Consider the following 18,740-nt stretch of genomic DNA (forward strand, 5'->3'; position numbering starts at 1 on the left):
TGAAGTTCCAGCCTACCAGTAACGCTAAACCATTGAATCTACTTACTTAAAAAGCGATTCAGGGTTCAGGCGTCTGGCTACAACCGGATATCGTTGATCCGATCCAGTGCAGCACGCTGTTTGGCGTTGGGTTTGGTATCGAGTTCGAACGTCGGTTCTTCGGCCTCATGATGACGGCGGCGGCAGGTGTTACGGACGATGGTGGACAGCTCGTTCAGCAGGGTGCGAAAGCTGTGGGCAGGCGTGCCATCGTCGAGTGTTTTGGTGGCGACCTTTTCCAGCGCTGCATCGGAGCGCGTGGCCGGTGCGACGGGATCGGCCTGTGCCCGATGTTCCCGTTCGGTATCGGCGAACAAGAGCGGGCGCCAGGCTTCGGTCATGTGCCATTTCACGTAGTAGGCGAGCATGCACAGAAACAGATGGGCCCGCACCCGATCTTCGGTGTAATGGTAGATCGGGCGGATCTTCAGGTCGTCGCTCTTGAGGCTGCGGAATGCCGCCTCCACCTGGCTGAGGCTTTTGTAGTGGCGCACGGTATCGTCGGTACTGAGATGCTCGCGCGGCACCGCGGTGCGGATCACGTAGAGCCCATCGAGGGTCGCCTCCTCGGCGACCTGGGCCGCGTTGACCTGGAAATGGAACTGCCCTTCCTGGATGTCCAGTTCGAAGTGCTTGGCCATCTTGTACTTGTTGATCACCTTGCCCACCCGCACGCCGATCTTGTCGGCCGCCTTCAGTCGGCCACTGGCGACCATGCGTTGCACCGTCTCAAGCTCGCGCGTGGTGGCCTCAAGCAGGGCATTGCGCTTCTCGCCGCGCAGGGTGGCCAATGAGGGGTTCCGGCACACGATCAGCCGTTCACCGGGATACGCGGGATCGCTGAACTCGAAGAGATTGCGCTCATCGAACAGGTCCATCTGGATGGCGCCGGTATCGACGAGCTTGCGGATCGCGCCGTTCTTGAGCGCCGTGATCCAGTCCACCCCGCTGCGCTTGTCCAGGGCCTCGATCTGCTTTTGCGAGATCATGCCGCGATCCCCCACCAGGATCACCGATTGCAGGTCAAAGCGTCCTTGCAGGCTGTCTACCTGGTCCATCAGGGTCTGCGGGTCCGACGTGTTGCCGGCAAACACCGAGATCGAGACCGGGCAGCCTCGGTCATCGGTGAGCAGGCCGTAATTGACTTGCAGCTTGCCCTTTTTGCCATCACGCGAGTAGCCCCGCCGCCCCAGCGGACAGTGGCTCCCCTCCAGGTAACTCGAGGACAGGTCGTAGAGGACACGCCCCCCTTCGGCCAGGTGCCGACGGGCCAAGCGCCGCTCAATCTTGTCCTGACGTTCGAGCAGCCAATCCAGCGCCCCGTACAACTCATGCTCATCCGCATCGGCAACCCCGAACCACTCGCCCAGCGTGCTGTGGTCCCAACTGCGGCTGGTCGCCAGCTTGCTCTGCGGGTCCCGTACCCGTGCAGCGATCATCGCCAGCACCAGATCCCGTTGCCGTGATGGCTTGGAATCCAGCAGGGGTCCCAGGTGCAACCGCTGCATCGCCTGACCGATCGCCTGCACCGCGCCGTGTGTCCGTGAACGTACCACCTCGAAGAGGCTATCGACGGGAGCCAGCGGCTCCCCCTTGAGGACGGCACGAATCGATTCGGCTTGTTCGCGGGACAGGGACGAGAGATTGGCGAGGGTGCGCTTGACGATGCGACCGCCTTCGCGGGTGGACTCGCGCAGCAGAATAGCGGGCGGCGAATTGCGATTGGGGACAATGTCGATGTACATGGACTGATTATAGCCCAACGCCATGGAATGAAAAACAAAAAAATTGATTTACATGGGTACATTTTCGACTAAAAATTGACCTACCTCACCGAAAACTCGAACACCACCAGCGACTTACCAAGAACATGAGAATGGTTCGCGCTGAAACTTCAGTTTAATGCTCCGACATGTCCACGATGGCGGAAACGATGTCGTTCATGGTGACAAGGCCCGCCAGTTCATTATCGTTCAGCACGACAATGCGACGAATGCGCTGCAGGACCATCAGCCTCGCCACATGCTTCACCTCCATCTCCGCCGGCACGGTGATGACGGGTTTGGAGCACACGTCGTAGACATTGATGAGGTCAATGTCCCCCTCCTCCGCAACGATGGTACGCAAGATGGTGGTGTAGGTGATGATCCCATAGGCGTCATGGGCGTGTTGCTTGTCCACCACCAGGGACTTGACCCGATGGCGCTTCATTTCCTGCATGGCCTCGCGGATGGTGGCGAGCGGGGAAATCGTCGCCACGTTCTTGACCATGAGATCTTTAACCAGCATGAATAACCTCTGGGTAGTGTGAGAGGACGGCCGTGGGGCAACGGTCAGGTCTAAAGGTCATCCTTGATGCGTTCCTCAAAGCGCTCCACCTGACTCAGGTCGATACCCGCGATATGCTCCAGGGGTACCGTGAAGACCACGCCATGGGAGTGGGATTTCAATTCCAGCTCATCGCGCAGGGCCTTCATCACAGCCAAGGACAGCTTTTTCTCCAGCACGAAGACAAGCGCCGACTGACTGCCTTCATAGGTCAGCCCGAAGAAGGTCTTCTTCTCCTTGCCGCCGATACCCCGGGCATCGAGGATGGTCACGCCCCCTGCCCCCGCCTTGCGAGCCACGTCAATGGCCTTCTCTTCCAGGTTGTCGGCCAGGATGGCCACCAGTACGGCAAACTTCATGACGGTTGCTGCCTCCAGCGATTGGCGAGTTCAACGGCGATAGCATAGAGCATCACGCTGATGATCGGGAAGATCGACGCAAAGGCGATCAGACCAAAACCATCAATGAGTACATTGCGGTCCTCAATGTGGGTGGCCAGGCCAATGCCCAGGGCGGTCACCAGGGGCACGGTCACCTCCGAGGTGGTCACCCCACCCAGGTCGTAGGCCAGGGCGACGATATAGCGTGGCGCCAGCACGGTGAGCAGGATCACCACCGCGTACCCACCCATGATGTAGTAATGGATGGAGTCACCGACGATGATCCGGTGCACGCCCAGCGTGATCCCCACGGCCACACCCATGGCCACCAGCAGGCGGATGGTGTTGCCATTGAGCTTGCCCCTTCCTGCCTCCTGAGCCTTCTGCCCGATGGCGATCAGGGCCGGCTCGGCCATGGTGGTGGCAAACCCGATACTGAAGGCAAACAGATACACGAACAGGAAGCCATCCAGGGTGATCAACTGTTCCGCCATGCTGCGACCGATGGGGAACAGGCCCAGCTTCAAACCCACCACAAAGGCATAGAGGCCGAAGATGACCAGAACAAAACCGCCCATCACCTTGTGCACATGGGCGATGCCCTTGCGGATCACCAGATACTGAAAGAGCAGCACCACCGCAATGATGGGCAACACATCACGAAACATCACCAGCAGGTCCGTGAGCATGCCCAGCAACACGCTGTCCCCTACCCGGCTGACCACTTCGTCTTCCACCGCCTCGGCCAGGGGAGCTGCCCCTCGGACCATCTCCGGGTCCCCCAGGGTGTACACCACGATGCCATAGAGCTGCACGGCGATCATGGGCACCATCACCGCCAGGCCCACCAGCCCGAAGCCATGGGTGAGTGCGTTGCGTCCGCGAATGGAGACGGCAAGCCCGATGCCCAGGGCGGCGATCAGGGGTACGGTGACGATGTTGGTGGTCACGCCCCCGGAGTCGTAGGCCAGGCCGACGATCTCTTCGGGCGCGAAGAAGGTGATGATCACCACCAGCAGATAGCCGATGATCATGTACCAATGCAGGCTGTGCCCGAGGATGATGCGCACGATCCCCAGTGCCACCACTGCCCCCACGGATACCGCCACCAGCAGGCGTAGCACCAGGGCGCTGATGTGGCCACCACTGATCATCTCCGCCTGACTCGCTACCGCGATCAAGGCCGGTTCAGCCACCACCGCTGCAAAGCCCAGGCAAAAACCAAAAATCATCAGCCACGCCAGGGAGCCCTTCTTGGCAAACTCGTTGGAGAGGTTCTTGCCGATGGGGAAGATCCCCATCTCCAGCCCCTGAAGGAACAGGGCCACACCCACCACCACGATCAGCAGGCCCACTGCCATGGGTAGCCAACCTTCGGGTACCTGCTGCATGACGGCAAACTGGAAGATCGCTACCACAATGATGATGGGCAGCAGGTTCCGGAAGGAGTGCTTGAGAAGCTCGTAGAATTCCTTGATCTGATTCAAGAGGCTGCGCTTTGGAAACGTGGGTTATGGTGTGTTGTTGTACCGCGAAGGATTTCCCCTTGAGAGCATACTGTAATTGCATGGCTCGACTCCATGCTGCACCTGCACGGACGCCTTACAGGCTCCATGCTTTGCGTTATGCTCACCGTCCTCCATCCTTGTATGACTTTCCAAACCATGACACTGCCTGTAACCGACCGCGCCATCCGCGAATCTGTCCGCATCGCCCTTGCCGAGGACGTCGGCCCCGGGGATCTGACTGCACAACTCATCCCGGAGAATGCCACCTGCCGCGCTCACGTGATCTGCAAGGAGACGGCCATCCTCTGTGGTCAGGCCTGGTTCGACGCCACCTTTGCGGCCCTCGACGGCGATGTCAGGGTGCAGTGGCAGGTGGCGGATGGTGACATCATCCCCACCGGTACCCGGCTGTGCACTCTCTCGGGCCCCTCCCGGGCCATCCTCACTGGCGAACGCACCGCCCTGAACTTCCTGCAGACCCTCTCGGCCACAGCGACCCGCACCCGCGAGTATGTGGAAGCGGTCGCTGGCACCCGGGCGCACATCCTGGACACCCGCAAGACCCTGCCGGGGCTGCGCCTGGCCCAGAAATACGCCGTGACCTGCGGGGGTGGGCACAATCATCGTCTGGGGCTTTATGACGCCGTGCTGATCAAGGAAAACCACATCATGGCCGCAGGCTCCATCGCCGCAGCAGTGACGCGTGCCCGTGATCTGGGGGATCAGGTTCCGGTGGAAGTGGAAACCGAGACCCTGGACGAGGTGCGCCAGGCCCTGGAGGCAGGCGCGGACATCATCATGCTGGACGATTTCACTCTGGACGGCATGCAGGAGGCCGTGGCCCTGGTGAACGGAGCCTGCCTGCTGGAAGCCTCCGGCGGCGTGGACCTGGACAGCATCCGCGCCATCGCGGCCACCGGGGTGGACCGGATCTCCATCGGCGGTCTGACCAAGCATGTGCAGGCAGTCGACCTGTCACTGCGTCTGGAGGAGGAATAGAGGGGGGTCTCCACGGTCCCTCCCCCATCGGGAAGATGAGTTCGTGGCATAAAAGGCGTCCGCCCCCTCTTCTCTGCCCCCTTTCCTTTCTTGAAGTCACCCTTCCCGCTTGGCCCTCTCCCACAGCTCATCCAGAACCTCCAGCGGCTGATCTTCCACCGCGCGCCCCTCCCGGGCAAGGGTCTGCTCGATGAAGCGAAAGCGGGACTCGAACTTGCGATTGGTGCGCCGCAGGGCCGCCTCGGGGTCCACTTTCAGATGACGGGCCAGGTTGGTCACGGCGAACAGCAGATCCCCGACTTCGTCCTCCAGGCGATCATGCCCGGCACCGGCGGCCATCTCCTGGCGTACCTCATCCAGTTCTTCAAGGATCTTGTCCAGCACCGGTGCCGGGTTGTCCCAGTCAAACCCTACCCGGGCGGCACGCTTCTGGATCTTGGCGGCACGGCTGAGGCCCGGCAGGGTGCGGGCGATGCCGTCCATCTGGCTAGGCAGGGCCCTGGCATCATTGCCATCAGCGGGCGCGCCCTGGCCTGCGGCACGTTCCCGGGCCTTTTCCGCCTCCCAGGCGGCATGCTGGGCCTCCTCGGACTCGAACCGGGTGTCGCCAAAGACATGGGGGTGGCGTCGCACCAGCTTCTCCGCCAGCGTGGCGGCCACGTCCTGGAAGTCAAAACGGCCCTCTTCCTGGGCCATCCGTGAGTGAAACACCACCTGCAGCAGCAGGTCCCCCAGTTCACCGCGCAGTTCATCGAAGTCCCGACGCTCGATGGCATCGGCGACCTCAAAGGCTTCTTCAAGTGTGTGCGGGACGATGGAGTCGAAGGTCTGCTTCAGATCCCAGGCACACCCCCGCTGCGGATCCCGAAGGCGGGCCATGATGGCCAGCACTTCATCCATGGAGCCGACCTTGCAGGGTTTATCCGGCATGGCAGCGGGTCAGCGTCAGAAGTTGAAGCGAACCCCGAAATGGACGTGCTCATCCATCTTGTAATCGCGCCGCCGGTCCATGTCGGCCTCGAGATAGCGATAGCCGATGAAACCACGGGCACCCGGCGTGACCTCCAGTTCATAGCGTACCGAAGCATCCAGAAGATCCCGCGCATCGCCGAAGGTGGTCACGCGCGGGCCATAGTAAGCCTCGGCAGCCAGATACATGGGCATGTTGGCGGGAATGGTGTAGCGCACCTCCCCGCCCAGGGCCACGGACTGGAAACGATCGTCCGGCGTGTCGATAAAGCCGAAGTACGCCTTGCCACCCACACCGAAGGTCAGCGGCTGTTCGCCAGCGGGGACGCCGACCACGTTGAGGCCGGTGGTCAGCATGTAGTCGCTGTCGTCATTGAAGAACACCCCGAAGGAGAGATCCGCCCCACCAAAGCCGATCGCGGCGGAATCGGTGATGAAGGTGAACTGGGCCGTGTCCTTGCTCAGATACGCATCCAGGGTATTGGACGCGGCCACGGGGGCAAGTCCCATCATCACGGCGGCCGTCAGTAGTCTGAGTCGCATGGTCATTCCTCGGCAATCAAGAAGGTGGTCGCGGTCGGGCCGCGCCGGGGGTGTTTCACTCGGCCTTGTCACGGTCGGGCTTGTCCTCCGAAGAAACCTCCCCCGGAGAGAGCAGCACCTGATTCTGGGGATCGTAGCGATCCTTGAGTTCGTCCTTGAGGGTCTTGGACCACATGGGCAGGCCCACGAAGTACCCGGCACGCCCGATCAAATGAGCGGCAATGGGGGCCGTGAGCACGATGAAGATGATGATCGCCGCCGCCCGGGCCGCCACGGCCACGTCACCGAAGAACTCCAGACCCACGGCAATCACCATCAGACCACCGCCGAGGGCGCCGGCCTTGGTGGTGGCGTGGAGGCGCATGGGCAAATCAGGCATGCGCAGCAACCCCAGGGCCGCCACGAACATGAAACCGGCACCAATCAACAGAAACAGGCTCACCACCACATCAGTCATGATGGACCCCTCCCCCCTTGGTGATCAGACGCGCAAAGCCCACCGCCGCCAGGAAGGCCGTCAGGGCCAGCACCATGGCCACATCCAGGAAGGCGGTCACGCCGCTGGACAGGGTGTACACAGCGATGAAGCCCACCGTGAGGGTGGCGATCATTTCCAGAGCCACCACCCGGTCGGGCAGACTCGGGCCGATCACCAGCCGTACGAAGGTCAGCCCCAGGGCGATACTCAGGATCACGTAGGACACAAAGATGGAGACCTCAAGCATGGTAGCCCCCCAGGGAATGGCATTGAGCGGGCAAGGCCGTCGTGGTTGCACGGATCATCTGAGCACCTCCAGGGCGCGGTGTTCCAGGTAGCGCAGACTCTTGACCACTTCGGCCTCGTCATCCAGGTACATCACGTGAATGTACAGCACCTTGCGGTCGCTGGAGACATCCAGGCTCAGGGTGCCCGGTGTCAGGGAAATCAGGTTGGCGACGATGGTGATCTCGCCATCGGTCCTGGCCTCCAGCGGAAAGGCGATCACCCCCGGCTTCATGTAATACGTGGGCGTCAGCACATCATAGGCCACCTTCAGGTTGGAGAGGATCAACTCCCACAGGAAGAAGCCGATGAAGCGGATTGTCCTGGGCACCTTGGTGGCATAGTTGGCGAAGGCCGGGATCCCGCGCAGAGCATAGGCAAGCACCAGATAGCCCAGCGCCAGGCCAATGAAAAGGTTGGTGCCGGTGAAACTGCCGGTGAACCCCATCCACAGCATGGCCAGCAGGATATTCCACGCCAGAGGTCCAATCATGACCGATCCCCCAATACCGCATCAATGTAGATCTGCGGGTCAAGCAATTGATGCGCCGCCTGCTCTGCAATCAGATAGATGGGCTGAGCACCAAATCCAATGAACACCGTCATGGCGGCCATCACGGCGATCGTGCCGTACATGACGCCAGTTCCCTTGGGCCCGGGAGCCGGGCGGTTCGCATGCTCCTCGGGCTGCGCCTTCCAGAAGACTTCAGCCCAGATCTTGATCATGGAGTAGAGCGTCAGCAGACCCACCAGCAGAGCCACGAAGACGATCCACCAGGATTCAGCCTCCACACCGGCCCGGATCAGAATGAACTTGGCGAAGAAGCCCGACAGGGGCGGAATCCCCGCCAGCGACAGTGCCGGCACCAGGAACAGCAGACCCAGGATGGGGTGGCTGCGGTACATGCCCCCCAGTTCCTTGAGCTCATACGTGCCCTTGAGGCGATACACTAGGCCACTGACCAGGAACAGATTCGCCTTCACGATGATGTGGTGCATGATGTAGAAGACACCGCCCACCAGGGCCAGCGGCGTGAACAGCGCCAGCCCCATGATCATGTAGCCGATCTGGCTGATGATGTGGAACGACAGGATCCGCCGGAATTCATACTGGGCCGCCGCACCCAGCACGCCGGTGAGCATGGTGGCCCCCGCCACCCACAGGAGGATCTCGTGGGTGTAGCCCACATCCTGGGTGAAGATCAGCGTGAACACCCGGAACAGCGCATACACCCCCACCTTGGTGAGCAGGGCCGCGAACAGGGCAGAGACCGCCACCTGGGGTGTGTGATAGGAGGCCGGCAACCAGAAGAAGAACGGGAAGGCGCCCGCCTTGATGCCAAAAGACACCAGGAACATCATCGCAATCACGGTGATGAGGCCCGTGTCTTCCACATCCGCCAGCTTGTCGGCGATGTCCGCCATGTTCAGGGTGCCGGTGAGACCGTAAAGCAGACCGATGCCCGACAGGAAAATGGCGGACGACACCAGGTTGAGCGTGACGTACTTGATGGCGCCTTCCATCTGCGCGCGCTCGCCACCGAGAATGAGCAGCGCGAACGAGGCCACCAGCATCACCTCGAACCACACGTACATATTGAAGATGTCACCGGTGAGGAAGGCGCCGTTCACGCCCGCCAGCAACAGGTGCAGCAGCGGATAATAGCCGTAGTGCTCGTGGCGCTTGCTGATGGCCGTGAGCGAGTACACCGCTGTGGCCAGACCACTGATGGCCGCCAGGACCACCATGATGGCACCCAGCAGATCCGACACCAGCACGATGCCGAAAGGGGCCTGCCAGTTGCCCATGTGCATGACCAGCACGCCATCGCGCCAGGTGGCCAGCAGCAACCAGACTGCGGCGGCGAGCAGGGTACCGGTGCCCAGCACGCCGATGACGCGCTGCGCGGTGCGATAGCGCCAAAGCGCCAGTGATATCGCACCAAATAACAGCGGTAAGACAACCGGGAGCGCGACCTCGGGCCTCATGTGTCAGTATCCTTCATCTGGTCCATATCGTCGGCTTCCACCACCTCGTAGGCACGGTGGATGAGCACCACGGCGAATGCCAGCACGCCGAATCCGATCACGATGGCGGTGAGGATCAGGGCCTGGGCCAGCGGGTCGGCCACCACCCCCTCGGGTTGCGTCGCTCCCAGCGGCACCAGGGGCGGTGCCCCGCGCAGCATCCCTGCCTGGGTGAACAGCAACAGGTTGGCGCCATTGGAGAGCAGGATCAGCCCGATCACCAGCTTGACGATGGAACGGCGCAACATCATGTAGATGGCGGCGGCAAACAGCCCCCCCACCACGAAGGCCATCAAGGTTTCCATGTGCGCCCCCTTGCCCCCGATACGCGCCCGAGTCGGGCCGTCCGGTGCGACCGGCGTTGTGATTGCAATGCATGCATAGCGTTATGAATTCAGGATCGGTTGGTCAGTCTTCGGCTTCGGCCAGCGTGAGCAGGATCAGCAGCACGCTGCCCACCACCACCAGATAGACGCCGATGTCGAAGATCAGCGGCGTTCCCACCTTGATCTTCCCAAGGATTGGCATGGTGAATTCCAGCCATTGGGAGGTGAAGAAGGCCTGGCCCTTGAAGATGGCCGGCACCCCGGAAATCACACCGAACACCAGCCCCCAGCCCACCAGATCCCGAGGGTCCGCATACAGCACCCGCTTGGCCTGATGGATGTCCTGGGCAAACATGTGCAGGGCGATGGCCGAGGCGGCTACCAGGCCAGCGATGAAACCGCCGCCCGGCTCGTCATGCCCGCGCAGCAGCAGGAATATCGAGAACATCAGCAGCAGCGGCAACAGCAACTGCGATGCCGACCTCAGGATCAGCGACTGGATATTGAGCTCACGGGTCATTTCCGGTTGTCCTCAGCACGCAGCTTGATCATGGCGTAGACGCCCACCGCCGCCAGGGCCAGCACGACGATTTCCCCCAGGGTATCCAGGGCACGGAAATCCACCAGGATGACGTTGACGATGTTGCGCCCGAAGCCCGAGGGTTCGCTTTCGCGGATGAAGTATTCCGAAATGCTGTCGGCAAAGCGGGTGGAACTGGCCGCCAGGGACAGCAGGGCCACCATCACCCCGAACGCCAGGGCCACCACCGCGTCACGGATACGCAAGGCCTGGGGGGTCAGACCCAGGAAACCCGGCAGGCGGAACAGGACCAGCACCAGCATGATCACCGTGAGGGTTTCCACCAGGACCTGGGTAATGCCCACGTCGGCCGCGCTGAACAATACGTAGATCAGCGCCACCGAGAAGCCCACGGCGCCCAGCGAGGCCACGGCACCCAGGCGAGATGACGTGGTCACAGAGACCAGCGCGGCCAGCAACAGCACGGCGACGATGGCCAGCTCCTGGATGCGCACGCCGGCAAGACTCATCTGTATCTCCAGCCCCCCAGCACGCGCGATGGAGAACGTTACCAGGGCCACGGTCGACAGCAGGATGGTCAGCAGGTAATAACGCAAGTAACCGTTTTGCAGCACGCGGGTCTGCCATTCGGAGATCGACACCAGGCCATCCATGCTCTTGTCGTAGGCCCTTTCGGGCCCGAAGCGCTTGAGGTCATCCATGAAGCCGGTGGCAGTGCGGAAACGATCCCAATTGAAGTAGATGGTCAGGCCCAGCACCAGGCTCAGCAGGCTCAGCATCAGCGGCAGGTTGAAACCGTGCCAGAGGCTCAGATAGGTCTCCACCGGGCTGCCATACACGGCTCCGGCCGCCGCTGACAGCAGGCCACGATCCACCATGGCCACGCCCACGCCGAACAACAGCCCCAGGGAAGCCAGCACGGCGGGACCCGCCAGCATGGCCGGGGGCGCCTCATGGTGAGGCGTCTTGGGCGTTTCCACCCGCGGCCCCCAGTAGGGCTTGATACCCACCACGGCGGCCACAGCCACCACCAGGATGGCCGAGGCCACGGTCAGCAGGGACAACAGACCCGACAGGCTGGGGGCCTCGAGCACGGCCTCGAAGAGAAGCTCCTTGGCCACGAACCCGAACATGGGGATCACCCCGCCCAGCGACAGGGCAGCGATGGCGGCAAAGGTGGCGGTAATCGGCAAGGCATGGCGCAGCCCGCCCGTTTGCAGGAAGTCCTTGCAGCCCGCCTCGTGGTCCAGGATGCCGGCGATCAGGAACAGCGCGCCCTTGTACAGGGAGTGGGCCAACAGGAAGGCCATGGCCGCCATGATGGCGGTGTCCGTACCCACGCCGATGAGCATGGTCAGCGTGCCCAGGGCCATCACCGTGGAGTAGGCCAGCACCTGCTTGACGCCCGTGGAGCGAATGGACATGAACACACCGGTGAACATGGTGAGCGCACCAAACACCCCCAGCAGGATCAGCCACAGGTCGGTGGCCCCCAGGGAGGGGTTCAGGCGGGCCATCAGGTAGACACCGGCCTTGACCATGGTGGCCGAGTGCAGGTAGGCGGATACCGGCGTGGGGGCCGCCATGGCGCGGGGCAACCAGAAGTGGAACGGCACCTGGGCCGACTTGGTGAAGCACCCCAGCAACACCAGCAGGACGATGGCCACGTACCAGCCGTGATCCCGCAGGGCATCACCGGAAGAGAGGATTTCCGAGAGCTCGTAGCTGCCCGTGACCACCGCCATCATCACCAGACCGGTGAGCAGCGCCAGCCCGCCCCCCACGGTGACGAACAGCCCCTGCAGGGCACTGCGCCGTGCCGTGGCGTCCTCATGGTTGAAGCCGATCAGCAAGTAGGAGGTGATGCTGGTCAGTTCCCAGAAAACGAACAGGGAGATCAGATTGTCGGACAGCACCAGGCCCAGCATGGAAGCCATGAAGGAGAGGATGAGCACATAGAACCGGCCCAGATCCTTGTGTCCTTCCAGGTACCGCCCGGCATAGGCCACGATGAAGAAGCCGATCCCCGAGATCAGCAGGGCAAACAGCAGACTCAGGCCATCCACCAGGAAGGAGAGCTGGATATCCAGCCCTGGCACCCAGGGATAACTGATGACAATGGACTCGCCACTGCCCACCGCCGGCAGGAAGGAGAGGAAATAAAGGAACAACGCAGCCGGCAGGATGGCCAGGACCCAGCCACTGTTCATGCCGGTCTGACGATGGACCGCGGGGGCGACGGTGGCTAGCAGGAAACCGGATAGGATAGCGAGCAGCATGGCGATCTATTTCGGCGATGTGACGCGGTCCATTATTTCCAGACTGACAAGGACCCCGCGCCGCGACAAGGGCTGTCTGCGGCTGCCTTTCTCCTTTCGGTTGCAGGTGTATGGATCGTGTGCCCGGGAATTCCCCAGCCCGATCCTGGTGTGGACCGGGCGCCCAGCAGCCCGGGCAGGCTGCCCACTCAAGATTGAAGATGCTAGAGCATGTCCTGGATCAAAATCAATCGTTTTAATGCGCCGCATCAATGACGAACGAAGGTGATCAATCTATCCATCCCGACTGACGGCGCCGCAGGCGGACCCGGGTGAGCAGGATCCCCAGGATCAGACTGCCGATGGCCACACCGCCGCCGTAGAGGAACCAGTTCAGACGCTCATCACCCCGCAGCGCACGGTTCTCATCCAGCAGATCGCTCACCCGCTGCTGCTCCTGGGACAGGCTCTGGCGCAACTCTTCGTTCTCCCGGGCCGTCTGCAGGGGATCCGCCGCCATGTCCTGCAAATGCTCCAATTCCGCTTCCAATTCCGACACTCGATCCATGAGTTCGTCAGCGCGCTCGCTTTCTCGGGCGCCCTGTGTACGCGCAGCCTCAAGGTCGGCGGCAAGCTGGTCCCGCTCTGCCGCCAGGGACTGCACCCTCTCCCGGGCATCAGCCAACTGCTCTCGGGCATGGGGGCGGTCCATGAGGTAACGGCTCAGCACCCAACCCTCCGTGCCCCCCGAGGTTCGGATCCTCGTGTAATCGCCATCCTCCTCAAGCACTGTGACTGGCGTACCGCTGGAGAGGAAAGTCAGTATCCGGTGCTGCAGGCTCTGCCCACGACGAACGTCGACTTGCAGATCATCAGTGATGTATGCGGTGGACTGCGCAAACGCCGGCGGCAAGGCCACCAGAGTGATGGATAAAGCCACGGCACAGACGGAACCAGCAAGCAAGGCGCGTTTCACGGAATCATCCTTCTGCATTGACCAAACACAAAATTCGTGGAGACTTGTCAGAGTCGAACATCATAACCATCACGGATCATCCTGCCCATGCCCGATCAAGAACCCGCCAATCTTTCACCCCGGGAAGCCTACGACATGCTCCAGGCCGACCCCAAGGCCCTGCTGGTGGATATTCGCTCCAGCATGGAGTTCCTGTTCGTGGGGCATCCGGTAGGTGCCGTACACATCCCCTGGATGGACGAACCGGACTGGACCCTGAACCCACGTTTTACCACTGAGGTACGCAAACTGCTGCTGGGAGGCGCCTCCGGGCAGCATCAGGGTGAAGGCGGCGCGCCGGTCATCCTGATCTGCCGTAGCGGCAAGCGCTCCCTGGAGGCTGGCCGAGTCCTTCTGGAAGACGGCCTGCCCAGGGTTTTCCACGTGGGCGAGGGCTTTGAAGGCGACCTCAACGACAAGCACCAACGTTCCAGCGTGGGTGGTTGGCGCTACCACGGCCTGCCCTGGGAGCAATGCTGACACCCATTACGCCCCTCGGCCGCCCTCCGGCGGGCTTTCCTCGGCCCCGGGGGCGACTGAGGGCGAATCCGAGGGGGGCGTGATCACGGCCAAGGGCTTCTCTGGCGCGGATCGAGAATTGCGCGCTCGCTGAACGGCCCGCTCGATCCGGACCGGAATGAAGATCCACAACTCGTAGAGAGCCAGCAGCAACCGGCCCAGCAGGGTCAGGCCCCAGGACACCCACAGCAACAGGGCGGAGAGGATTTCCAGCAGGAAGACCGCCAGGGTCCCGGTCACCACCCCCAGGGCCTGCATGAACATCTGCACCGGCACGGCCCCCAGGGACAGGACGAAGGTGAGCAACAACCCCAGCAGCAGGAGCGTGAGCGTGGAAAGCCAATCCAGCGCCGGCAGCAGCATGTCCGGTTCTCCCTGCAGCAAGAGCCCCAGCGCATCCTCCTGAGCCATGTAGAGCCCCCGACTGGCCGCCAGCGAACCGCTGAGCACGGCCACGGTGACCAGCACCACCATCCCCGCCAGATAAAAACGACGCCTCACCCGGGGCTCAACACCACCAAAAGCCGGAATCATGCGGGTCACTTGCCGGGTCTCGCTCATCATGGCCCCTGCAAACACCGCCATGAAGATCAGCAGTGCCACTGCCAGTTGACTCAAGCCCACCCCATCGCCCTGGGGCAGGCCGCCCAGCACCTCCCACATGGGACGTTCCAGCAGGTGAAAAAGCACCACACCACACAAGGCAAGCAACCCCAGAAGAAAACTGCTGAACGCCAGCACTCCCGTGGAGGCCAGGGTGAGGCTGCGGGAGGGGACTCGCCCCTGCTGGAGGTGTTGAAAACGCATCACCATCTCGTCGATGCGACGAGCGTGATCACGCACCCCACGCACGGAGCGGTCCAGCTGACCCAACTGATCACTCAATTCACGCCAGGCCGGCAGCAACCCCCGCAAGGCTTCAATGCGATCGCGACTGGAGCGGCGATATTCCTCCAGGGCATCACGCGCCGAACGTGCCAGGGAGTCATGCATCTCTTCCAGCACCTGACTCACCCGCGGATCCCCCTTGGGCGGAGCCGCCGCCAGGGCATTGGCCGTACGCACCCACGACGGCTCTTCAGGCACCTGATCCTGGGCGGTGTGATAGTCCCGTTCCAGCTGACTGATCTGCTCGTTGATGCGCCGCTGCAGGGCAGGATACCCGCCCAGATCACGGTTCACGCGGGCATGAATGGCCTGATACTCCTGCTCGAAGCGCCCCTCCAGGCGCCGCGCCTCCACACCGCGCAGGTAATCTCGCCGCCACCGCTGCAATCGTTGGGCTCGCCGCCCTACCCCCCTGCCCGCATGGCGCAACAGGGACGACAGCATCCTGGTAAAAGCCCGGATGACCCGCTCGGCCTGCTCACGGGCCAGGTAGGCCAGCGGTATCAGGACAACCAGCCAGATAAAGATGGAAAGGCTCAAGCTGTCGGCCCAAAGGCCGATCAGTCCATCAGGACTCATGCAAAACTCCCCAATGCCCGTGTGTCGGAGGTGAGATCCGGTGACACATTCGGGGCACGCTGTGATCGAGTGGGCCCAGATTATGGGGCATCAGGGCACCGCTTGGCAGTGTCTAAAGTTTTCTCCGGCCATGCCGCCAAGATGAGAGAGAAGCTTTGACCACGGATACCAAGAGAACGCCCCCATGAACCGAAGCCACCTGGAACAGCAAGCTGGCGCCCAGTACGCACCGTATCGCGAGTTCCCCGAAATGAAGGCCGGGGCCGCGGTGCTGGGCTTTCTCCCCGCATTCAAGGACATCAATACCCATGAGACGCACCTGTCGGTAAACGACGACGGCAGCCTGGCACTTATTCATCTGCTGGACGGACTGCCCGACCACTGGGTGGTGGAGCGCGACGAGCAGGGGCGCATCACGGCGCTCAAGGACGGCATTGTGGCCGGCTTCATGCGCCAGGGCCGCTTCTTCACCCGCTCGCAACTGGCCCAATTGCGCTGGGACGCCTGAGCCCGACGCCCTGGGGCTTGTGCCTCCTCACCGAATCCGGTCCAATAGGCGGCTCCCTAAAGGACCGACCAACCCCCGATGCGAAAAAACAGCTACGAGCGCGACGAACTCCTTCAATGCGGCCATGGCCAGATGTTCGGCCCCGGCAATGCCCAGCTGCCGGTGCCGAACATGCTCATGATGGACCGGGTGACCCACATCAGCGACGAGGGGGGGGCCTATGGCAAGGGAGAGATGCGCGCCGAGCTGGATATCAACCCCGAACTGTGGTTCTTCGGCTGCCATTTTCCCGGCGACCCGGTGATGCCGGGCTGCCTGGGCCTGGATGCCATGTGGCAGTTGGTGGGCTTTTACCTGGCCTGGATCGGCAACCCCGGCCGCGGTCGCGCCCTGGGTGTGGGTGAAGTGAAATTCACGGGTCAGGTCCTGCCCACCGCCGGCAAGGTGGACTACCAGGTGGACGTCAAGCGCGTGATCACCCGCAAGCTGGTGCTGGGCATCGCCGATGGCCAGGTCTTTGTGGATGGCCGCCTGATCTACACCGCCAAGGATCTGCGCGTGGGCCTGTTCACCTCCACCGACGGCTTCTAGGCTCCGGCCTTGGACCCGCGCGCCGTCGAAGCCTCTTTCGAGTTCAACCCCGAGACAGTCGGGCGCCTGCGCAGTCGGTGGCTGGCGTTGATGGAAACCAGTCTCTGGGGGGATTTAAAGACCTCGAAGATCGGCACCCTCCCCCGTTTGCGCAAGCGCTGGCTGGAGCTGGGCGAAAACCTGGTCTCCCTCACCCGCGACCGGCGCTGGATCCCGCAGCCCCGGGAAAGGGTCAAGGGGGCCATGGCGGCGAGCCTGAACCTGCGCGATAGCCTTCTGCACGTGGAGCGCAGCCTGCAAGTCCTGGACGGCGGCGAAGACTTCGCCGCCTTCGAGAAGGATATCCTGCAATTTCGCCAGGAACTACTGCAATTCATGGAACATCATGAAAAGGCATGGGGCGACTTGCTGGAGTCCCAGTACGACCCGCCGGAGGAGTGAACCCCTCCAGCCCGTGTCCGATTGACCTGGCACCGCCCTTCAAGCACGATCGGTAGGCATCCCCCATCCGGTGACGCCCGTGGGCCAGGAAATCGACAACACCCGCTTTACCCCCCGTGACGCCGAGCGGTTTCGGGAACTCGTGACCCAGGAGACACGCCTGGCCAGAGAAATGGCGAGGCAAGGCCACTTTGAGTCCGGTGAGCCGATGGCCGGATTCGAGATCGAGGCCTGGCTGGTGACCCCCGACGAGTTACCCGCCAGCCTCAACGAGCGCTTTCTGGCCCGCTTCGACGACCCCATGGCCACTCCGGAACTGGCCAGTTTCAACGTGGAACTCAACACCGAGGTCCACCCTCTCCGTGAACGCGTGCTGTCAGCCCTGCATCAGGAGATCCGCACCACCTGGGAACGGGCCTGCGACACCGCCGAGTCCCTGGATGCCCATTTCCTCATGATGGGCATTCTGCCCACCCTCATGCCCCGTGACCTGTGCCTGGACAACATGTCCGCCATGAAACGTTACCGGGCCCTGAATCGACAGGTGTTCCAGTCCCGCGAGGGCCGGCCGGTGCACCTGGACATCAACGGCCGGGAACACCTGGTGCATGACCACAAGGATGTGATGCTTGAGGCTGCCACCACGTCTTTCCAGATTCATCTGCAAACCCCGTTGGAAGTGGCTCACCGGGTGTACAACGCCGCCATCGCGGTCTCTGCCCCCATGGTGGCGCTGAGTGCCAATGCCCCGTACCTGTTTGGCAAGGATCTGTGGGAAGAGACGCGCATCCCGGTGTTTGAACAGGCAGTGGAGGTCGGGGGCTTTCAGGATGCCGCGCGCGGTCCCATGCGCCGCGTGAGCTTCGGCTCCGGGTATGCCCGCGAGTCCATCATGGAGTGCTTCCAGGAGAATCTGGACCATTTCCCTCCTCTGCTGCCCATGTGTGGCGACACACCGCCGGAGGCCTTTTCCCATCTGCGCCTGCACAATGGCACCATCTGGCGCTGGAACCGGCCACTGATCGGGTTCGGAGCCAGCGGCAGACCTCATATCCGTATCGAACACCGCGTCATGCCCGCCGGCCCCACGCTCACCGACAGCATCGCCAATGCGGCCTTCTTTTACGGGCTGGTGGAGGATCTGGTGAGCTCCGCCGGGGGCGCCGAGGCCCTGCTTGACTTCGCCACCGCCAAGGACAATTTCTACCTGGCCGCCCGACATGGCCTGGAGGCACATCTGCACTGGAATTCAAAGGACCGCATCAGTGCCCGGGAATTGATCCTCAAGGACCTGCTACCCCGGGCCCGCCGCGGCCTGCAGCATCTGGGCGTGGCACAGGCCGACGCCCACCATTATCTGGAGGTGGTTGCCGAGCGGGTGCAGGCCCGCGCCACCGCCAGCCACTGGCAAAGGGCCTGGGTCAAGGCCCATGGCCGGGACATGGCGGGCCTGACCCGGGCCTACCGCCTCCATCAGATGACCGACGAACCGGTCCACCAATGGCCCCTGCCCTGAC

At 62.5% G+C, this 18,740-nt stretch carries 21 protein-coding genes; 6 read left to right on the forward strand and 15 right to left on the reverse strand.

The window, feature by feature from the left end; genetic code table 11:
- Positions 1-77: 77 nt before the first annotated feature.
- The 4 genes from ECTHA_RS0104645 to ECTHA_RS0104660 all read right to left on the reverse strand — a co-directional run bounded on the left by ECTHA_RS0104645 (position 78) and on the right by ECTHA_RS0104660 (position 4,234).
- On the reverse strand, positions 78-1,808 hold the full coding sequence (locus ECTHA_RS0104645) for an IS1634 family transposase (protein ID WP_218915903.1): 1,731 nt from the start codon (positions 1,806-1,808) through the stop codon (positions 78-80).
- Between the two features lie 130 nt (positions 1,809-1,938).
- Positions 1,939-2,328 (reverse strand): CBS domain-containing protein, encoded by a 390-nt coding sequence (locus ECTHA_RS0104650; RefSeq protein ID WP_025282366.1) that lies wholly within the window; start codon positions 2,326-2,328, stop codon positions 1,939-1,941.
- 50 nt (positions 2,329-2,378) lie between these two features.
- On the reverse strand, positions 2,379-2,726 hold the full coding sequence (locus tag ECTHA_RS0104655; RefSeq protein ID WP_025282367.1) for a P-II family nitrogen regulator: 348 nt from the start codon (positions 2,724-2,726) through the stop codon (positions 2,379-2,381).
- Entirely contained in the window at positions 2,723-4,234 is a 1,512-nt protein-coding gene (locus ECTHA_RS0104660) for a DUF1538 domain-containing protein (RefSeq protein ID WP_025282368.1), read from the reverse strand. The genes ECTHA_RS0104655 and ECTHA_RS0104660 overlap by 4 nt, the downstream gene beginning before the upstream one ends.
- 177 nt (positions 4,235-4,411) lie before the next feature.
- Between ECTHA_RS0104660 and nadC the strand changes: the two genes are divergently transcribed.
- A complete protein-coding gene (gene nadC / locus ECTHA_RS0104665) occupies positions 4,412-5,254 on the forward strand; it encodes a carboxylating nicotinate-nucleotide diphosphorylase (protein WP_026623540.1) in 843 nt (280 codons plus the stop codon).
- 96 nt (positions 5,255-5,350) lie between these two features.
- Here the strand turns inward: nadC and mazG are convergent, their stop codons facing one another.
- The 10 genes from mazG to ECTHA_RS0104715 form a co-directional block, all read right to left on the reverse strand.
- Positions 5,351-6,154: a nucleoside triphosphate pyrophosphohydrolase gene (mazG, locus tag ECTHA_RS0104670; protein ID WP_128572028.1), complete on the reverse strand. Its 804-nt coding sequence runs from the start codon at positions 6,152-6,154 to the stop codon at positions 5,351-5,353.
- Positions 6,155-6,199: 45 nt separating this feature from the next.
- Positions 6,200-6,766 (reverse strand): YfaZ family outer membrane protein, encoded by a 567-nt coding sequence (locus ECTHA_RS0104675; protein ID WP_025282371.1) that lies wholly within the window; start codon positions 6,764-6,766, stop codon positions 6,200-6,202.
- A gap of 55 nt (positions 6,767-6,821) precedes the next feature.
- A complete protein-coding gene (mnhG, locus tag ECTHA_RS0104680; RefSeq protein WP_025282372.1) occupies positions 6,822-7,223 on the reverse strand; it encodes a monovalent cation/H(+) antiporter subunit G in 402 nt (133 codons plus the stop codon).
- On the reverse strand, positions 7,216-7,491 hold the full coding sequence (locus ECTHA_RS0104685) for a monovalent cation/H+ antiporter complex subunit F (protein WP_025282373.1): 276 nt from the start codon (positions 7,489-7,491) through the stop codon (positions 7,216-7,218). The genes mnhG and ECTHA_RS0104685 overlap by 8 nt, the downstream gene beginning before the upstream one ends.
- Before the next feature lie 54 nt (positions 7,492-7,545).
- Positions 7,546-8,022: a Na+/H+ antiporter subunit E gene (locus ECTHA_RS0104690; protein ID WP_025282374.1), complete on the reverse strand. Its 477-nt coding sequence runs from the start codon at positions 8,020-8,022 to the stop codon at positions 7,546-7,548.
- Entirely contained in the window at positions 8,019-9,518 is a 1,500-nt protein-coding gene (locus tag ECTHA_RS0104695; protein WP_025282375.1) for a Na+/H+ antiporter subunit D, read from the reverse strand. The genes ECTHA_RS0104690 and ECTHA_RS0104695 overlap by 4 nt, the downstream gene beginning before the upstream one ends.
- Positions 9,515-9,862 carry a Na+/H+ antiporter subunit C gene (locus ECTHA_RS0104700; RefSeq protein ID WP_025282376.1) on the reverse strand — a complete coding sequence of 116 codons (348 nt, stop codon included), beginning with the start codon at positions 9,860-9,862 and terminating at the stop codon, positions 9,515-9,517. Before ECTHA_RS0104700 ends, ECTHA_RS0104695 begins: the two co-directional genes overlap by 4 nt.
- 103 nt (positions 9,863-9,965) lie before the next feature.
- Positions 9,966-10,403, reverse strand: a complete 438-nt coding sequence (locus tag ECTHA_RS0104705) for a Na+/H+ antiporter subunit B (RefSeq protein WP_026623541.1) — start codon at positions 10,401-10,403, stop codon at positions 9,966-9,968.
- Positions 10,400-12,703, reverse strand: a complete 2,304-nt coding sequence (locus ECTHA_RS0104710) for a putative monovalent cation/H+ antiporter subunit A (RefSeq protein WP_025282378.1) — start codon at positions 12,701-12,703, stop codon at positions 10,400-10,402. The genes ECTHA_RS0104705 and ECTHA_RS0104710 overlap by 4 nt, the downstream gene beginning before the upstream one ends.
- 268 nt (positions 12,704-12,971) lie before the next feature.
- Entirely contained in the window at positions 12,972-13,658 is a 687-nt protein-coding gene (locus ECTHA_RS0104715) for a TIGR04211 family SH3 domain-containing protein (RefSeq protein ID WP_158407566.1), read from the reverse strand.
- Positions 13,659-13,745: 87 nt separating this feature from the next.
- Between ECTHA_RS0104715 and ECTHA_RS0104720 the strand changes: the two genes are divergently transcribed.
- On the forward strand, positions 13,746-14,177 hold the full coding sequence (locus ECTHA_RS0104720; protein ID WP_025282380.1) for a rhodanese-like domain-containing protein: 432 nt from the start codon (positions 13,746-13,748) through the stop codon (positions 14,175-14,177).
- Between the two features lie 6 nt (positions 14,178-14,183).
- Here ECTHA_RS0104720 and ECTHA_RS17120 read toward each other — a convergent pair whose 3' ends face one another.
- Positions 14,184-15,683: a basic helix-loop-helix domain-containing protein gene (locus ECTHA_RS17120; protein WP_051582574.1), complete on the reverse strand. Its 1,500-nt coding sequence runs from the start codon at positions 15,681-15,683 to the stop codon at positions 14,184-14,186.
- 184 nt (positions 15,684-15,867) lie between these two features.
- On the opposite strand from ECTHA_RS17120, the gene ECTHA_RS0104730 reads away from it, so the two are divergent.
- From ECTHA_RS0104730 to ECTHA_RS0104745, 4 genes are all read left to right on the forward strand, one after another.
- Positions 15,868-16,191, forward strand: a complete 324-nt coding sequence (locus ECTHA_RS0104730) for a hypothetical protein (protein ID WP_025282382.1) — start codon at positions 15,868-15,870, stop codon at positions 16,189-16,191.
- 78 nt (positions 16,192-16,269) lie between these two features.
- Positions 16,270-16,782, forward strand: coding sequence for a 3-hydroxyacyl-[acyl-carrier-protein] dehydratase FabA (gene fabA, locus ECTHA_RS0104735; RefSeq protein ID WP_025282383.1), 513 nt, complete (start codon positions 16,270-16,272; stop codon positions 16,780-16,782).
- A gap of 9 nt (positions 16,783-16,791) precedes the next feature.
- Positions 16,792-17,223 carry a hypothetical protein gene (locus ECTHA_RS0104740; protein ID WP_025282384.1) on the forward strand — a complete coding sequence of 144 codons (432 nt, stop codon included), beginning with the start codon at positions 16,792-16,794 and terminating at the stop codon, positions 17,221-17,223.
- 79 nt (positions 17,224-17,302) lie between these two features.
- The gene (locus tag ECTHA_RS0104745) at positions 17,303-18,739 is read left to right on the forward strand and encodes a glutamate-cysteine ligase family protein (protein ID WP_025282385.1); all 1,437 of its coding nucleotides are present in this window, start codon (positions 17,303-17,305) and stop codon (positions 18,737-18,739) included.
- Position 18,740: the final 1 nt, after the last annotated feature.

Source organism: Ectothiorhodospira haloalkaliphila ATCC 51935, assembly GCF_000633935.1.
In the GTDB taxonomy this organism is placed as follows: domain Bacteria; phylum Pseudomonadota; class Gammaproteobacteria; order Ectothiorhodospirales; family Ectothiorhodospiraceae; genus Ectothiorhodospira; species Ectothiorhodospira haloalkaliphila.

Coding starts and splice junctions, on each gene's coding strand:
- ECTHA_RS0104695 (WP_025282375.1), bottom strand. CDS start 9,518: ATGAGGCCCGAGGTCGCGCTCCCGGTTGTCTTACCGCTGTTATTTGGT.
- nadC (WP_026623540.1), top strand. CDS start 4,412: ATGACACTGCCTGTAACCGACCGCGCCATCCGCGAATCTGTCCGCATC.
- ECTHA_RS0104720 (WP_025282380.1), top strand. CDS start 13,746: ATGCCCGATCAAGAACCCGCCAATCTTTCACCCCGGGAAGCCTACGAC.
- ECTHA_RS0104655 (WP_025282367.1), bottom strand. CDS start 2,726: ATGAAGTTTGCCGTACTGGTGGCCATCCTGGCCGACAACCTGGAAGAG.
- fabA (WP_025282383.1), top strand. CDS start 16,270: ATGCGAAAAAACAGCTACGAGCGCGACGAACTCCTTCAATGCGGCCAT.
- mazG (WP_128572028.1), bottom strand. CDS start 6,154: ATGGATGAAGTGCTGGCCATCATGGCCCGCCTTCGGGATCCGCAGCGG.
- ECTHA_RS0104730 (WP_025282382.1), top strand. CDS start 15,868: ATGAACCGAAGCCACCTGGAACAGCAAGCTGGCGCCCAGTACGCACCG.
- ECTHA_RS0104675 (WP_025282371.1), bottom strand. CDS start 6,766: ATGCGACTCAGACTACTGACGGCCGCCGTGATGATGGGACTTGCCCCC.
- ECTHA_RS0104650 (WP_025282366.1), bottom strand. CDS start 2,328: ATGCTGGTTAAAGATCTCATGGTCAAGAACGTGGCGACGATTTCCCCG.
- mnhG (WP_025282372.1), bottom strand. CDS start 7,223: ATGACTGATGTGGTGGTGAGCCTGTTTCTGTTGATTGGTGCCGGTTTC.
- ECTHA_RS0104685 (WP_025282373.1), bottom strand. CDS start 7,491: ATGCTTGAGGTCTCCATCTTTGTGTCCTACGTGATCCTGAGTATCGCC.
- ECTHA_RS0104710 (WP_025282378.1), bottom strand. CDS start 12,703: ATGCTGCTCGCTATCCTATCCGGTTTCCTGCTAGCCACCGTCGCCCCC.
- ECTHA_RS0104645 (WP_218915903.1), bottom strand. CDS start 1,808: ATGGCGTTGGGCTATAATCAGTCCATGTACATCGACATTGTCCCCAAT.
- ECTHA_RS0104690 (WP_025282374.1), bottom strand. CDS start 8,022: ATGATTGGACCTCTGGCGTGGAATATCCTGCTGGCCATGCTGTGGATG.
- ECTHA_RS0104700 (WP_025282376.1), bottom strand. CDS start 9,862: ATGGAAACCTTGATGGCCTTCGTGGTGGGGGGGCTGTTTGCCGCCGCC.
- ECTHA_RS17120 (WP_051582574.1), bottom strand. CDS start 15,683: ATGAGTCCTGATGGACTGATCGGCCTTTGGGCCGACAGCTTGAGCCTT.
- ECTHA_RS0104705 (WP_026623541.1), bottom strand. CDS start 10,403: ATGACCCGTGAGCTCAATATCCAGTCGCTGATCCTGAGGTCGGCATCG.